This is a genomic window from Granulicella sp. L60 (assembly GCF_009765825.1).
GTDB lineage: Bacteria > Acidobacteriota > Terriglobia > Terriglobales > Acidobacteriaceae > Edaphobacter.
The window spans coordinates 322055-337625 of the sequence record NZ_LMUR01000020.1 but is presented as its reverse complement, the minus strand read 5'-3'; the positions used below and the strand labels follow the sequence as shown (position 1 = coordinate 337625).

At 55.2% G+C, this 15571-nt stretch carries 12 protein-coding genes; all 12 read right to left on the bottom strand.

The window, feature by feature from the left end:
• Positions 1 to 211: 211 nt before the first annotated feature.
• The 12 genes from GSQ82_RS20010 to GSQ82_RS19955 all read right to left on the bottom strand — a co-directional run bounded on the left by GSQ82_RS20010 (position 212) and on the right by GSQ82_RS19955 (position 15372).
• Complete coding sequence (locus GSQ82_RS20010; protein ID WP_158794046.1) at positions 212 to 526, bottom strand: hypothetical protein; 315 nt, start codon at positions 524 to 526, stop codon at positions 212 to 214.
• Between the two features lie 269 nt (positions 527 to 795).
• Positions 796 to 2043, bottom strand: coding sequence for a site-specific integrase (locus GSQ82_RS20005; protein WP_216847136.1), 1248 nt, complete (start codon positions 2041 to 2043; stop codon positions 796 to 798).
• Positions 2044 to 2235: 192 nt separating this feature from the next.
• Positions 2236 to 3753 (bottom strand): sulfatase, encoded by a 1518-nt coding sequence (locus tag GSQ82_RS20000; RefSeq protein ID WP_158794044.1) that lies wholly within the window; start codon positions 3751 to 3753, stop codon positions 2236 to 2238.
• A gap of 79 nt (positions 3754 to 3832) precedes the next feature.
• A complete protein-coding gene (locus GSQ82_RS19995; protein WP_158794043.1) occupies positions 3833 to 7213 on the bottom strand; it encodes a TonB-dependent receptor in 3381 nt (1126 codons plus the stop codon).
• Between the two features lie 512 nt (positions 7214 to 7725).
• A complete protein-coding gene (locus GSQ82_RS19990) occupies positions 7726 to 8106 on the bottom strand; it encodes a hypothetical protein (RefSeq protein WP_158794042.1) in 381 nt (126 codons plus the stop codon).
• 602 nt (positions 8107 to 8708) lie between these two features.
• On the bottom strand, positions 8709 to 9494 hold the full coding sequence (locus tag GSQ82_RS19985) for a bifunctional 2-polyprenyl-6-hydroxyphenol methylase/3-demethylubiquinol 3-O-methyltransferase UbiG (RefSeq protein WP_158794041.1): 786 nt from the start codon (positions 9492 to 9494) through the stop codon (positions 8709 to 8711).
• Positions 9488 to 10831, bottom strand: coding sequence for an FAD/NAD(P)-binding protein (locus GSQ82_RS19980; protein ID WP_158794040.1), 1344 nt, complete (start codon positions 10829 to 10831; stop codon positions 9488 to 9490). The genes GSQ82_RS19985 and GSQ82_RS19980 overlap by 7 nt, the downstream gene beginning before the upstream one ends.
• Positions 10832 to 11533, bottom strand: a complete 702-nt coding sequence (locus GSQ82_RS19975; protein ID WP_158794039.1) for a bifunctional 2-polyprenyl-6-hydroxyphenol methylase/3-demethylubiquinol 3-O-methyltransferase UbiG — start codon at positions 11531 to 11533, stop codon at positions 10832 to 10834.
• A complete protein-coding gene (locus GSQ82_RS19970; RefSeq protein ID WP_158794038.1) occupies positions 11530 to 12459 on the bottom strand; it encodes a hypothetical protein in 930 nt (309 codons plus the stop codon). The genes GSQ82_RS19975 and GSQ82_RS19970 overlap by 4 nt, the downstream gene beginning before the upstream one ends.
• Positions 12446 to 13558: a DegT/DnrJ/EryC1/StrS aminotransferase family protein gene (locus GSQ82_RS19965; RefSeq protein ID WP_158794037.1), complete on the bottom strand. Its 1113-nt coding sequence runs from the start codon at positions 13556 to 13558 to the stop codon at positions 12446 to 12448. The genes GSQ82_RS19970 and GSQ82_RS19965 overlap by 14 nt, the downstream gene beginning before the upstream one ends.
• Positions 13558 to 14049, bottom strand: coding sequence for an FdtA/QdtA family cupin domain-containing protein (locus GSQ82_RS19960; protein WP_158794036.1), 492 nt, complete (start codon positions 14047 to 14049; stop codon positions 13558 to 13560). Before GSQ82_RS19960 ends, GSQ82_RS19965 begins: the two co-directional genes overlap by 1 nt.
• A gap of 36 nt (positions 14050 to 14085) precedes the next feature.
• Complete coding sequence (locus tag GSQ82_RS19955; RefSeq protein ID WP_158794035.1) at positions 14086 to 15372, bottom strand: hypothetical protein; 1287 nt, start codon at positions 15370 to 15372, stop codon at positions 14086 to 14088.
• Positions 15373 to 15571: the final 199 nt, after the last annotated feature.

Genomic DNA, 15571 nt, shown 5'->3' with positions numbered 1-15571 from the left:
TTTCATGACTTCATACCTGAAACAAACCTTTCCCACCAAGTTGTAGGGCGAATAAAGATAACGAGTTCTCCAGACTTTGCCGCAGCGCTTACTTTGCTGCAATTGTTCTTGGCCACGAAGCCCGAGTTCACGATGGTAGAAACCGGATAGAGATAGTCATTTCCGTAAGTCCGCGTGTTGCTATCGTAAAACCTTTGCTTAGAGCAAGGCGTCAGAATCCATTTCTACCCATCCCGTTGAAGACGAGGACTCCATGAGCATCGGGATTCGAAATGTACGAGTCGCCATCCGCAGAGGCTGTAACGGACTTCCTCCCGTTTAGGTCGTCCTGCTGTCCTCCTTTTTGATCGGTATGGTAGTCCACGAATGCCAGGTTCATTCCGGATATGGAATGCCCAGTGCGCCCATCGACGACGCGAACGTGGATCGTGGCGGTCTGCGCGATAAGAAGAATTGGAGCAGCAACCTGAAGACACGAAAGTATCGAGATGTTCAACGCCAAGAGTTTTAGACGTCCACTGTCCACATTGGCTCCTTTAAATATCAGGCTATCGTTAACATGGCATTCCCGCTGCCTGATCAACTCTAGTCTTCGCTCAGCAACCCAGAGCTGTGTCACTAAGCTCTCGGTCTGGCCGAGCGAAAGCAAATCGACATTCCGTGCATTCATACCGTAACCCAGTCATTGATTTGATGTAACCCGGTGCAATGTCGCGCTATGGGCAAATGCATCGTCCACGCCGAAACACCTCAATGTCGTGCGAACACAGCCAAAGGTGCCAAATCGTGGCTCCATCAGACTTCTGCTTGAGCAGTTTCGCCCGATTCTTGCATCTTCCTATACTCAGCAAGTCGATCAACAGCGGCGAGTTTGTGAGAGGGAGCAAGGTGAGCGTACCGGGTTGTCATTTTGATGTCTTTATGGCCCGCCAACTCTTGTACAGTCCGCAGATCAACTCCGGCCATCACCAAGCGAGAGATGTATGTGTGCCGGAAAATGTGCCAGGTCACATCGTGCAGAGCCGGATTCTTCTTGATGGCTTCTTCCATCACAAGTTCAAACCACGCTCGCGGAGAAATCATCGGCTCACCGTATCGGGTGAGGCAAACCTGCTTAGAGTCAGGATTGCGCCTTGTCCGCAGCTCTTCAAGAGCTTTCACCGCAGAGGCTGTGAGAATCACGACCCGAGCCGTCCCGTTCTTCGTCCTTAGTAGGAGCAACTGGCGACGCTCCAAGTCCACGCGGTCCCACTCCAAAGAATACTGCTCGCCTCGACGCATTCCGGTTTCAAGAGCCAATGTGAGTTCAGACTCGTGAATAGGGCATCGCTCGCGAACGATGCGCCGAATCAAAGCCTCTTCTTCGTATGTGACGAAGCGTACCCGAACGTTGTCTTCGCGGTGCAGGCGAACGAGGCGAGCTGGATTTTGCTCCACCTTTCCGTTGCGGATCGCCTCCTGAAAGATCATCGACATCGTCCCGCGATACCGGTTGATCGTTGTCTTGGTCAGGTCGTCCCGCGTATCAAGATAGGCTTTGATCGATTGTGGGGAGATTTCCGTTACCGGTGTCTTCCCGAAGACGGGAAGCAACTTTCCGATGGTGGAGCGGTCGCCAGGGTACGACGCCTTATGCTCTTTGGAGTAGACGAGAGCGTCTTCGGCAATTTCCTCAAAGAGGACGGCCCGTCGTGGCCGTATCTCGGGCGACTTGGCTCCCATGCGGGCATCGGTTTTCCGCTTCTGATACAGCGTGACCGCATCGGAGCGGCGGCCAACTTTTTCGCGGTGTCTTCGACCTTCTACGTAGTAGTTGATCCACCAAATTCCGCTATCGACGGGATGCTCGTATACTCCTTTAATCGGCTTCGGTTTCTTGCTCGATGCGTTTGCCACGGGGCCCTCACCTTCAACATCCTGTTCCTTAATAATGACACCGAAGGTGGGTAGTGGTGGCTGTTTTGATGGCTGTTCAAATTGAGAATCTATGCGGTTCACTGCAATACGCTGCGGTCGCAAGTCTTCTAAGTCTATTAGAATCAACGAAAATGCAACGCATTGCAAGCTGCTACAAACCCGAAAATGCCCCTGTCAACCGAAGGGTTGTAGGTTCGAGTCCTACCTCAGGAGCCATTTACACCAAGACATTGTTGGGATCAATGAAGTTGAAGGCAGCCAAACTGGCTGCCATTTTCATTTTGTGTCGACAATTGTTTCGATCTCGGGAGCTTCTTGTCATGACGCCTTCGCGCCTTCGGCTTCCCTGCGCTCCGGCACTCCCGCTTGTAACACCGCGAGGCGCTCCTGGAGATGTTGTTGCAGGGCTGCATGCTCTGGTCGCCCGTAGAGATTTTGGGTCTCCTGAGGGTCGGATTGCAGATCATAGAGCTCAAAGGCTTCCGGCTCGTCTTTGTAATAGTGTATGAGCTTGTAGCGGTCCGTCCGAATACCTCGATGCACGGCTACATTCTCTGGATTGGGATACTCGTAGTACTCATAGAGCCACTCCTGGCGAAAGTTCGGATCTGCCTTCTTCGCCAATGGAATGACACTCTTTCCCTGCATATGCGCCGGGATGGGAATGCCGGCGAGATCAAGGAAGGTAGGGGCAAGATCGATGTCGAGGACCATCTCCTCTCGTACTGTCCCAGCTGGAATGCGCTTTGGATATCGAATTTGCAGCGGCACACGAATGGATGGTTCATGCATCAGACGCTTGTCGAAGAGCCTCCACTCGCCGAGGAAGTATCCGTGATCGGAGCCTTGTACGATCGCCGTGTCGTCCAGGATATTTTTCTTCTCCAGATAGCTGAATACTCGGCCAATGTTCTCGTCCACGGCGACCAGACCGGCGTAGTAGTCCTTCGTCAAACCCTCCAGCGATCCGACCGCAACATGGGTACTGGTTGTTCCTATCTTGTTTGTGCCTGCTCCGAAGCTCGGGGGCTTGCCTGGGTAGCCCTTCAGATCGTCATCGAAGGTTGCAGGTTTGGGAATTGGAAGTCCATTGTATAGATCGAGATGCCGGCGGGGACGGAAGAAGGGTTCATGCGGCGCAACGAACCATACGAGAAGGCAGAAGGGTTTATCGCCTCTGTCCTCATCGAGCCATGCGAGTGCGCGGTCGACGGTCAGATCGTCGGGATAGACGTTGCTGTAGCGCTTTTCCGGGCCAACCTCCCCCTTTCTTCCTTCTTTGAAGAAAGGATTCGCGTAGTCGTTGCCGGGATTGTTGTGTCCGAAGTAGTAGTCCCATTTGCGTTCTTCGACACCGTTGCGCACGTGTACTTTGCCAAGGATTGCCACCTCATAGCCTTGCTCGCGCAGGAGATCGGTGAAGATTGGAATGTCGGCTGGCAGTGGGACGCGCAGGTGTTCGTTTGATAAAGCTCCTGTCGAGCGCGAGTACATACCTGTCAGTGTCGTCGCGCGGGCGGGCGCGCAGAGGGCGTTCGTGCAAAATGCATTTTTGAAGTGAACTCCTTCGCGACCGATTCGATCGTGATTGGGTGTCTTCAATATTTTGTTACCGGAGATGGATAGCGCGTCCGCACGTTGGCCTTCGCCGAAGAAGAAGACCAGGTTCGGCCTCTTTGGTTTTGTTTGGGCAGCTATGGCAGGCGCTCCGACGGAAGAGGCCAAAGCCGTTCCTGCCATCGCTAGCGTGCCCTGAAGAAAATCTCTCCGCGATGTTCCGCCTTGTACGCCCTTTTCGACTTTATCGCCGAGGCTGCCAGAGTGCTTATCAGTCATTATCAATTCCTCGAGTTCGGTTGAATTCTATTTGGGGCAGGTCGCTCAGGAAAACGTTGCGAGCGTAAAACTTTACGTATTAGAAGACTGCCTTCAATGCAAGTTGAATCTGTCGTGGAGTATTGCTCTGTGTGGTGATTACACCGAACTGTCCGGAAGAGAGGGTCATGTTGGGAGTGCCGAATACTACCTGGTTGAGTAAGTTGAATGCCTCGGCTCTGAACTCCACAGCTACGCGTTCGACGGGATGGAAGTTTTTGAACAAAGAGAAGTCGATGTTGTGGGTACCAGGTCCGCGCACATTTGAAAGGGTTCGTGGTGCATCACCAAAGGTGAAGGGCGCAGGTTGCGAGAATGCCGCGCTGCTTAGATATCCATTCAGACGCGAACGGACAGAGCCGTTTATGACCGGGCTTACTCCGGTCAGGTTCGGTCTAAGAACGTTGCTTCCTGAGTTCGAGGTGTTCTGAGTCGAAGGAGATAGAGGGAAACCTGTCTGCTGTGTCGTGATTCCGTTGATCTGCCATCCACCGAGCAATGCGTCTAATGGTCTGCTCCAATTGCCGCCGAAGTCCTGCCCGCGGCCGAACGGCAAGGTGTATACACCGCTGACGACCAGGATGCGTGAAAGGTTGTTGGAAGAGACTGAGCGTTCCCCGAGCGGGTTGTAGATATTCTGGATTCCACCTGTGATGTTGCCCACGTTTTGGATGCCGGAGTAGTCATCGATCTGCTTCTGTCCGGTGTAGGAGACGAGCGCGCTCAGCCCATGCGACAGGCGCTTAATGAGCTTGAGTTGAAATGAATTATAGACCTCGTAACCACCGGTGAGATAGGAGAGGTCAACGGCTGTGAATTGCGGGAATGGCGCGGCGAGGTAGCTCCTGGGAATCGTCGCACTTGCCTCCGCACCGGTCGTGATGAGGCCGAAGAACGGGTTCTTCACGCTTTGCTGGAGTTGGGTGCCGAGCGAAAGAGCTGCCGGGGTTAGTTGATTCGCATTCCAATCCGATTCGCCGGACTTATTGAGGTGTACTCCATGACTGCCGACATAGGAAGCGTCGATGAGTATGTTGAATGGCAGTTGTCGCTGCACATCGAAGTCATAGTTCTCGGTGTAACCAACCTTGTTATCGTCGATGAGAGGATTTTCGAAGGACGATCCTATGCCGGTCGAAAGACCCTGCGAACTTCCGACAGGTTGATTGATTCCAGTGGGAAAAGGATTGCTAAGGTAGACAGAGGGCGTGAGGCCGTTCGGACTTCCCGTATAGGTCGTCACGGCGCTGAAGCCTTCATTTCCGATGGTGGCAGCGGCAGATCGCAGCGACGGACCGAAATATATCCCGTAGGCTCCGCGTATCGCGGTATTGCTGTTTAGTTCATACGCGAACCCGAAGCGCGGTCCGAAGTTTGCCCACTGTGGAGCATACTGACGGCGGCTGTTGCCACCCACTCCGCTGAAGACTACGCCGCCTGTCAGTCCGGCTATTCCACTTGGCCCTGCAAGTGGTGATGCGGCAGAGGGATCGAACGTCTCCATTCGGTTGTATCGCTCGGTCCTCGGGATATCCAGGTCATAACGCAGACCCAGGTTGATCGTCAGGTGGTTTAGCGCCTTCCAATCGTCCTGGATATATGCTCCGTAGTACCTGCTTTGGGTTGCTGCGTTTTTCGAGTCGATGGTGTAGGTACCAGTGCCAACGCCCAAGAGTAAAGAGGCGATGGAGTTGCCGCCGGTGGAAGAAGCAACGTTTGGATTGGGGCCCTGAGTGATGGCATTGGTGAAGGTGAAGCTGCCTGTTGAGGAACCTGACTCCACATCGTTTGCCTGGAGCAAACGTATATCTCCGCCAAACTTCAGAACGTGTTTGCCTAGTACCTTCGTGTTGTTGATTCCGAGCAGATAGATATTAAATCCACCGCGCCGAGTTTGGCCCTGCGCCGCGTCACCGAGCGTGTAGTAGTTGGCTGGCGCGATACCGGGAAAGAGCAAGTGATCTGCGTTCGAGGCGATGTAACCGGGGAAGCCTAGTTGTGTTGATGGATTGAAGCCCGCACTGATCGGCACAAAGTTGATGAACGTACGCGAGAAGCCGAAGGGAATATCGACGATAAATGTTGGACTGACGGTTCGTGTGTAGTCGATCGCCGCGCTGTTGGATGTCTGGGGTTGAGAGGAGCCGCCTTCGGCGACCTGGTTTGCCACGGGGAATAGCAGTGCAGGCGGGGACGAAAGATTTCGGCGCGAGTAACTTACGAAAATCCTATTGCGCTCATTGAAGACCTCATCGACGCGGCTATCAATCGTATCAATGTTCAACTGCGATACACCGGAGGCGAAGTAGTTGTTCGTGCCGGTGAGAGGAGCACCCGGTTGATTCGGCAGAGGGTAATAGCTCAGTATCTTTGCCGCCACAGGATCAATCTTCATTATCTTGTTTCCAGCAAATGCCTGACGTACATATCCTGAGCCAGTAGATGTCGTCGTTGAAGGGTCATATATGACGACCTTCGCGCCCGCTGCATTGAACGTTTGCGAAAAGTCTCCGGTGCGCTGGAGAGCGGTGGGCACGGTGGTTGTCACTTCGCTTTGAGTTCCCTGCCGCAGGCCTTCATAGGAGAAGAGGAAGAATGTCTTATCTCTGCCGTTGTAGAGCTTCGGAAACCAGACCGGTCCATTCAGGCTTCCACCAAACTGATTGCGTTTGAAGCCAGGCAGCGGCGTTCCACTCTGGTTCGCGAAGTATGTGTTGGCATCCAATGCAGAGTTGCGTACGAAGTCGTACGCGCTTCCGTGGAACCGGTTGGTGCCGGACTTCAAGATAACGTTGACGATGCCACTCCCGCTGCGTCCGAATTCAGCCGAGTACGCGTTTGTCTCTACCTTGAACTCCTGCACTGCATCCACCGATGGGAACACGGCAAAACCTCCGATGGGAACGATCAACGGTGGCGATGCAGGAATGCCATCCACCAGCACGTTTGTGGTTCCGGGTCGCCCTCCGTTTACGGAAAAGTTGAGGCTGTTGTATTGGTAGGTCACACTACCCGTAACTCCTGGCACAAGAAACATTAAGGAGTACACGTTGCGCTGGTTCAGCGGCAGATTGTCGACGCTGCGATTATCAATGACCTGTCCGATTGCGGCGGTATCCGTCTCCAACTGGCTGGCATCAGCATTGACCTCTACCTTTTGCGCTGCGGCACCAAGTTGTAGCGAAATGCCTACATCGACGACCTGATCTACGGCGAGGTGGATTCCAGATCGATCTTCTGTCCTAAAGCCGGCCGATGTCACTGAGACCTTGTAGGGTCCGCCGGGGGCTAGCGAGGCAAATACGAACCTTCCGCCAGCATCGGTCTCCGTCTTTGCGGCGACGCCGGTGGAGGTGTTCAAGACTTCAACTGTCGCCCCCGAGACTGCGGCTCCCGTGGGGTCCTGAATCGATCCGCGCAAGGATGCGCTCACAAATTGCCCAATTGCCGGTCGGGGGAAGAGGGCTGCCGTGACAGCTAGGGAGAGCAGTAAATGCAATGAGAAGCAATGTCGGAGTAGTCTCCTGAAAAAATCCGACACGTCGGATGAACGTGCAAAAGGCGACATGAGACCTTTCTTGATGCAGCCGTATCTCTTTGCAAAAGAGCAAGAGAGAGGCACTCGTTGTGTGGGGAACCGCTCGACGCGCATAAAAAAACCGCCTAGCGAACGCTGACAGGCGGTTACCTAATTTAGACGAGATCGCAATCTAGATAGGGCAGAAGAAGTCTACAAGCAACACGCACATGTCATGATGTGGTCATGACAACAACTTCTCGCCTGGAAGGATTTCTTCATAGCCGAATAGTACAGCATGGGTCTCCATGCATCAAGTCACGATCGTCAGGGCGAAGATAGCCAGTTCCCTGCCCGCTGTATGTTGACAGCAAGTTATCTCGTTTTTGTTCTTCAGAATAAGAATCAACGTACTACTATTTCACGGCGGTGTAGGCGAGATGAGTTCGACGGGCGTTTGGACTTTGAGGATCTCTAATCTCCGCAAGATGCTTTTGTAAGACACGCAACTCAAGCATCAACTTTTCGGCTCTCGCAAGGTGTGGGCTGCGGATCTCATTTTCTTCTGCAATTAGAGCCTGACAGAGCGCGTCGCTCAGTGCCTTAATCTGCAAACGAATCTCGTCTCGCTCGCTATTACTTCCGATCATCCCTTCGATTTCAAGGTTTACATCCTCGATACAGTGTTCGAGTAGCTCTATCTGGTGACAATCTGTCTGACCGCTAAGCTGCTCCAACCTCCGGAGACACGCATCACGATTCGCAGTGAGGTGCTGGATTACTTCCATATCTTCCATGATCTTTGTCTTCCAATGTAGATGTGTGGAGACCACCGGCTATAGCCTCCACGCTAGATACAACGCATGACAACAAGAGTCTCTATTGGTGACGATGGCTATGGTGCCCTGGCACCCTGATGATCCTCATGTTATGAGAAGAGTGAGGTGTATCTACCTAAGCTGCGGATAAAAGCACTTCCGCAAGATTGCGGATATGCCACTCCATCATCCTGATGTTCAACCTAACCTGGGTTGGCGAGTCTGCTTCGAGAACCGTCAGATAACTGAGGTTCTGGAGTGACTCTATGTGGTTACGGCAGCTTGTCAAAACATCTCCGCTGCGCACTAGATCCATATCTTGCTCTTTGGGGGAATCGTGGTGCCGCATAATCACCTATCTGTCTCATCAAGCTAATTCGAGCAGATATATAGTCAGATGCAGTTGTCGCAAAGAAGGTAGCTGCTAATTACATTTGGCTGTCTTATTGCCATGAATATCATATTCAAGCTAAATAAACAAAAAGCGAGAACACTGTGGGGTCACATAGCCTATCGCGAGGTAAGTGATTGCGAATCAAGATACTTAAACTAGCCGGCCGCATAATAAAAATGGCTCAAATTCACTGTAATTTCTCATGAGTTTTTTCGATGGAAATAGATTGGTTTTCTGTTGATAGCTCTGGTCTGCGCGCAGTTACTCCGATATTGGCGAGTAACTCCGGTGGTAGCTCTGCGGATACTGCATCGATGGCCTTCAGTAGGTCGTTCGAGTAACTGAGCATCATGCTGTTTGGCAGGACCTTCAGGAAAGAGCCGAATTTGGATTGTGGATCCAGCCCTGCCGCTATCACGTCTCGGGTGAGTGCGGCCAGATCATAGACGCGCTGATGTCCGACTAGGTGGTCTCTGGGGGACAGTTCATCGAGAGCTGTGATGAGGCCCATCTGTAGTGCGATGCGCCGATGAATGGAGGAACGATTTGGAACGACTAACATGACGACTCCGCCTGGCCGAACCCATTGCGCGATGTGCTGCAACAGAGGCACGGGCTGATCGACATGCTCAAGGACATGCAATGCCAGGACTGCATCGTAGAGACGCGTGGGACGAAACTGCTCGAACAGCGCGTGATGTATGCGGAGGTCGGGGCCGTGCATGGCGGCGGCTCGGGCACAGAGTAGGGGCGAGCCTTCCAGAAGGTCCGCGTCGAAGCCCGCCTCCCGTAGCGCGTTGGTTAGGAGGCCGTCGCCATAGCCGAGCTCGAGGACAGAGGATCCCGGTTCCAGTCGTGAGATCAGGCGTGCGGCAGAGTCGATCTGCATGCGGTTTTCGAGGCGGTGATCTATGACGTCGTCGGCCAGATAATAGCGCCGAGCTAAGTCGTCCAGCTTTTCTGTCGTTAGCATGAGATGGCTCTTGAATAGTAGAGTGCGTCTGCGAGTTGATCGTTCAGGCTTTCGAAGCCGAAGCGTCGTGCACCGCCCAGTAGTATGCCGCGGAACGGCACGAGATGGGTTAGAGCTGTTTCGAAGATGCTTCGATTGGCCGAGGTGGGTGCTATCTGAGAGGGAGCGGTGATCTGATGAGCCAGCCGCACTTCGGCTCCTTCTGCGATGAGGCCTGTCTGCTGAAGAGCCGCAACTGCGGAGAGACAGTCAGGGGCCATGCTGCCGAATTCGACGGCGAAGGTTTGCCATCCCGGCGTGCGGCCGGCGTTCGAGATACGAAGGACGCGGAGGTCGTGATCGCAGATCATGAGTGTCGAGGGAACGCTTCTAATATGGCGCTCCGCCACATCGATCCAGACGATGGAAGATGTGATTCTCTCGGGTGCATACTCGACTCCGCTCGCTGCAAACAGCGATTCGGGTGGCAAGCCTAGTACGCATCTCTCGCTTTGTACCTGGATTGCGATCTCTTGCCCGAAGCGAAGATTGACCACACCGCGAGGGGCGAAGGACAGGCTGGTGAGTGAACCGACTGGAATGATCGTGATCTGCGATTCTGCCTGCACGGCCTGGTAGAGCCGCCAGGCGAAGGGATGTGCGGCTGTCTCGACGGTGGTAGAGAAGGGGCGGTGGGGACGGAATGTGATCGGTAGACAGGCGAACGCTTCGAATACCGTCTGCGTATGGAAGAGAGCAGCCCAGAGCTTTCGGCGTTCGGATGCCGGCACATCTCTCCATCCCGCATATTGCTTGGCGCAGACTGCCTCTGTGAGGAGAGCGTGAAGCCTTTGGCCATGTTGCGCTACCGAGGCCTCACATAGTGTCTGATGTGTGATCGCAGGGTGCGGCGATGTCTCAAGGATGCGTCGGGATTGCTCGAGCACCAGCGCGCGGTCGGCGGCGGAGAGAGCGGATGGAAGATCGGAAATGTCCACCGTCATCAACGCACAACGTGTACGGTGGCCGTTGATCCACATCTCTGGTGTGGGCGCGGGTATGAGGTCTTCTTTCAGAATATTTCGAATAAACCCAGCGACGGATGCGATGAATGGACGATGGTTGTCTTGCTGCGTATCGAATGCGCTGATGGGCATAGAGCGCGGATCTTCATACTGCAGCTCGAACAAACGGCTTCCGAGATCGAACCGGCGATCGCCGACCGCGATGCCTCCAAAGCTGCCGCCAATCCTGGACGGATCCAGATAAAGGTCGACGTGAATGCCACGACGTGCCGTCAGCAGGCTCATGGAAAGACTGGCGATTGATCCGCCAATGACGGTGAGAGAGTTGGCCATCTATGCTCCAAGCCTTCGGAATAAAAAGTAGGTCATCGCGCCGAGGTCGGGTAACGAAAGGCTTAGAGTGTCGTAGGCCTCAATGATTTCGTCTGAGAGCAATTCCATCGCAGCGTTGGGCAGGGGCTTGAGGAGAATAGGCTCTCGTTGTATCTCGACGAGTTGATGTTGTGTCATGAGAGTGATGAACTCATCTGCGTACTGAAGTTTGCGGGTCTCATATCTTTGGCCGCGCGCGCTGAGTTCGCACAGGTCGGCGATCATTCTACCGCCGAGGGCTGAGAGCCGATGCAGCGAGCGTGGATTTGGCAGGGTGACGTGGAGCAGGCCTTGCGGCTTTAGAAACCGCACCAGCCGCTCCACGATGTCGCGCTGGTCTTCGACTTCGTGCAGAACGTTGATGGCGAGTACGTGGTCGAATGTCTCACTGGACTGGAAGGCTTCGATGGTGGAGTGTTCGATGCATATGCCGGGCAATGCTCGCGCACGGGCGCGTTCGACGAAGCTGGTTGAGCGTTCGACACAGACGAAGCGACGATTATGTCCGGCGAGCTCCCGGGTTAGAAAACCGGTGGCCGAGCCTACCTCGAGCAGATGATCATTGGAGCCAAGATTTTTTGCGATTCGGCGCGCCGATAAGATGGTGTACCAGCGATCGAAGTCGAGATCGGGATCGTATGCGTGGGAGTAGTCTGTCGTCATGCAAGTGCCTTGCCTAGAGAGAGCTTGAGCGATGTGGTCGCACCGAGGCTCTCCTTGAAACGAAGAAGGCCCGGGTTGACGATGCCGTCTACCGATGAGGTGCCGAGGTCGAGGAGGGTGAAGCCGCCGCGTTGGGCGAACTCGAAGAGATGGGCGGCGATGCTGGTTACTGGGCTGACGGACTCTGCTCCGACGCGTTCGCCCCAGGCGAAGACGTATAACGTTCGACGATTGACGGCCATGCAGATCGCGGCGGCGATGATGCGACCGTGCTGTTCGGCACCGAAGTGGAAGACACGATCGGGGAAGGCCGCCTGCATCTGCTGCACGTCTTGCCAGGACATCGATAAGGAACGATCTTTCTTGATGCGATTCTCGTGGATGGCTTCGTAACCTTCGCGACACTCTTCGCCGTTCAGCCTGCGGACTAGAATGCCAGCGCGGTTTGCTTTGTTCAGGCGCTTTCGATTGGCGTAGTTGCCCTGCACGGCGAAGCACTTCTCTCCGACGTTGAGTGCCTGGTTGAGCTCCTGGCGAATGACGCAGTAGCCGAGGCGACACAGAAGCGCGAGTGTACGTGGTCCGCGGTGTGGGGCATAGCAGAAGGGTGGCAGCACCAGTTCGACTCGATGCGCACCGCACTGCCGCAATCTTGCTTCGGTCTTTGCGATAAAGACGGCGAGCTCGGCTTCGTCCAGTTCACTGCTGATGTCGAAGCCGCCATAGGGGCCGCGGCCTGGGCTGATGAAGAGGCCAGGAAGAACCTGCATTGCATGGAAGACTCCGGTCGGCATGTTGTGACCAGCGCGAAAGTACTCTGACCTGACCTCTGAGCCGAAGAACCGAGAGGCGTGCAGCCTCGCGTAGGCTTCGGTGTTGAACAGATCGGGCTCGAAGGCTGGAAGAGTTGTATTATGCAGCGACAAGCGATCCTCCGATGGCGAGCATAGAGTGAATCACGTGCTGCACCTCGTCGTCCGACATATAGTCGCCGAGGGGAAGGCTCAACACCGTCTCGGCCAATTGCACTGCTACTGGAAACTTTGAGCGATCGTACTGGCCGGCAAAGCAGGGTTGATCGAATGGAGCCACGGGGTAGTGAATGTTCGTATGCACGCCATGTTGTGCCAGTACCTGCTTCAAGTGGTGACGGTTCGAGGATCGCACTACGAATTGGTGCCATACGGAGGATGGGCACGGGGGCGGCAGCGCAATGTCAAGAATGCGCGCGCTGGAGAGTGCTGCGCTGTATCGGTGCGCGATGCTTCTGCGCCTGCGGTTCACGGCCTCGAGGTGAGGCAGTTTGACAGAGAGATATGCGGCTTGCAGTTCATCGAGCCGGCTGTTCTGTCCTATGATTTCGTGCCTGTACTTCTGATCGGAGCCGTAGTTGCGAAGACGGCGGATACGAGATGCGAGATTCGCATCGCTGGTGCAGATGGCCCCGCCATCGCCGATAGCGCCGAGATTCTTCGTTGGATAAAAGCTGAAGGCCGCCGCAGAGCCGAACGAGCCCGCACGTTTACCGTTCCGCCTGGCGCCGTGGCCCTGTGCTGCGTCTTCTACGACTTCGAGTTCGAAGCGTTGAGCCACTGCAAAGATTGCGTCCATGTCGGCCAACGCTCCGTAGAGATGCACCGGCAGGATGGCACGGGTACGCGGAGTGATGGCACCGACGAGGAGGGTGGGATCGATCAGACCGTCCAGCCGCACGTCCACGGGCACTGGGCGCGCACCGACCTGCGATACCGCAAGCCATGTCGCCACGAAGGTGAATGCGGGGACGAGAACTTCGTCTCCCGGCCCTATGCCGAGAGCTAGCAAGGATAACGTGAGTGCCTCGAGTCCATTGCCCACACCGATGCAAAAGCTGACGCCGCAGTAGTGAGCGAAGTCCTGCTCGAACTGCTGCAGCCGATCACCCATGATCAGTTGGCCGGAGTCCAGCACAGACTCTGTCGCAGCGAGAAGCTCCTCGCGGTAGGGAGCGTTGGCACGCAGGATATCGTAGGCAGGGATCTGCATCACTCGTATAGCCCCTTCCGCTGTCTTGCCAACCGCTGAAAGTCGGTGTAGCTACGGATATATTCCGCCTCGTCGTAAAGGATGTTTGCAAGCACGAGACAGACTGAGCTTCCGGAGAAGTTGTCCAGCCTGCCCCAGGTCCATGGCCGGACGAGATAGCCGCGATTAGGACGAGAGAGGTGAACGGTTCGCTCCTCTACTCCGTCATCGAGATGGAGGTCGAAGCTGCCGGACATCGGGATGAACACCTGAACCAGTTCGCGGTGCGCGTGTCCCGCACGCTCAGCCATGGCGGGGACATCGTAGAGGAAGAAGATCCGCGCAATCTCAAATGGGATGTGCCGACAGTTTTCGATGACGCTGAGGTTTCCCCTGGCGTCGTGGATGACAGAGAAGTCGAGCCAGCCGCTCTGCTGCAGTGGATTCGTCGTATAGGTGCGGAGGTTGGGCGGCGTGTTGATCGGAGGCTGAGGATAAGGAACGGCTTGCATATTCGACTCCTTGGTCGGTTCGTCATAAGGCGGGTGCTAGTTAGCTTGATGTGGAAACAACCACCATGTGAGATTCCTGCGATGCTTTTCGATGGCGACGTAGTCGAGCAGTTGCTGGATGAAGTTATCGAAGGAGAAGATCTCGCGTGCCACCCCGGCAGAGATCTGAACATACTCTGCACTGGTTGGGTCGGCGAGACATGAGGTCAGGGTGTCGTCCAGTTCGTCGTGAAAGGTCTGCTGGTCGATGTTCACGCCGAGGAAGGATGGGCACTTGCGAAGCGCGTGTCGTAAGAAGGGTGTGGCTTCGGAGACGACGGCAGCCTTGGCGAAGAGACCAGCCATGACGCGCTCGTGTATGCCAAAGCGAACTGTTGGAAGTGTATTCACCGAAATTCTCGTCGAGGTATATAACGCATCGAGACGATCTGCCGCGATGGGACCGCAGAAGACGGCTCGTGAGTTCGACTGATCGAGATGCGACCAGTCTCCTACGATCAGGGCCTTATGCCGCATCAGCGCAAGTACCATCCGTTCGGCACGGACGGCGCGGGCATAGCGGTCCACCAGGCTGCAGGTGGAGAGGAAGAGCTCCTGACGATCTCCCCAGTGGATCTGCCGGTCTGCAAAGACCTGGGCGCACAACGTTTGAACGGTTTCGTCGGCACCGCTGAGTACACGCGCGGCGCAGTCGTAGAGGATGTCCCTGATCCTGCCTGGGGATGCGTCCCACTGTTGGCTGAGCGCCCTGGGATTCACTCCACTCTTGACGTAGACGATATCGTGCTCGCGCTGGCCCCACGGCGTTCGGTCTGCGAGCGGATTCTCCGGATAGCCATACTGCAGGGTGCTGGCGTAGGCGCGTCCTTTGAAAAAGTCCTGATACAGTTGAAGGAAGTCGGCACAACCGTAGAGGAGATACATGCCTGGCCCCTGAGCCGCATGCAACGAGGGCGCATGATAGGGACTGTCTCCGAGATAGGACAGGAAAGGTATCGCGTTGCGCGTCCATAGATTCTCCCCTGTGTCGAGCAGCAGCCCCATACCCATTCCCTGGAAGCTGAAGCAGAATTCTGGCATGCTTGCCGACAGGCACTCCTTGAGCTTCACGGGCCACTGGGCATCGCTTAGATCGATCAGTCGGTGCGAGAGGCCGTGCCCTGCGAGACCGGCGAGAATCTTTTCGGTCCACCATCGCAGAATGCCGTTCTCATTTTCTCCAACAAAGGCGAGGACGTAGGGCTGCGACTGACGGAGGACCTGGGTCGGAAGGTCGTTCGAACTGGGTTGGGCGCTCATCTCCATGAGCTTCCCTTGAGGCATGCGAGTCGCCATTCTCCGAGCCACAGAATAAGAGATTGCTAATAGCCGTCTCCGGGGTGCGATTGAGATGAGCCGGGCTTTCGAGTGGGGATGGCTTTAGATTCTCCTCATGAAGCACCGTTGTATGTGGTGTGGAGATTGCTCTTTTTCGTGCCGATAGATGGTGAGATACGGAAGTACTTCTCAAGCTTGGGGATTG

Bases quoted from the DNA above. Each gene is read 5' to 3' on its own strand.
- GSQ82_RS19955 (WP_158794035.1), bottom strand. From the start codon at position 15,372: ATGCCTCAAGGGAAGCTCATGGAGATGAGCGCCCAACCCAGTTCGAAC.
- GSQ82_RS19965 (WP_158794037.1), bottom strand. From the start codon at position 13,558: ATGCAGATCCCTGCCTACGATATCCTGCGTGCCAACGCTCCCTACCGC.
- GSQ82_RS20000 (WP_158794044.1), bottom strand. From the start codon at position 3,753: ATGACTGATAAGCACTCTGGCAGCCTCGGCGATAAAGTCGAAAAGGGC.
- GSQ82_RS19985 (WP_158794041.1), bottom strand. From the start codon at position 9,494: ATGCTAACGACAGAAAAGCTGGACGACTTAGCTCGGCGCTATTATCTG.
- GSQ82_RS19990 (WP_158794042.1), bottom strand. From the start codon at position 8,106: ATGGAAGATATGGAAGTAATCCAGCACCTCACTGCGAATCGTGATGCG.
- GSQ82_RS19960 (WP_158794036.1), bottom strand. From the start codon at position 14,049: ATGCAAGCCGTTCCTTATCCTCAGCCTCCGATCAACACGCCGCCCAAC.
- GSQ82_RS19980 (WP_158794040.1), bottom strand. From the start codon at position 10,831: ATGGCCAACTCTCTCACCGTCATTGGCGGATCAATCGCCAGTCTTTCC.
- GSQ82_RS19975 (WP_158794039.1), bottom strand. From the start codon at position 11,533: ATGACGACAGACTACTCCCACGCATACGATCCCGATCTCGACTTCGAT.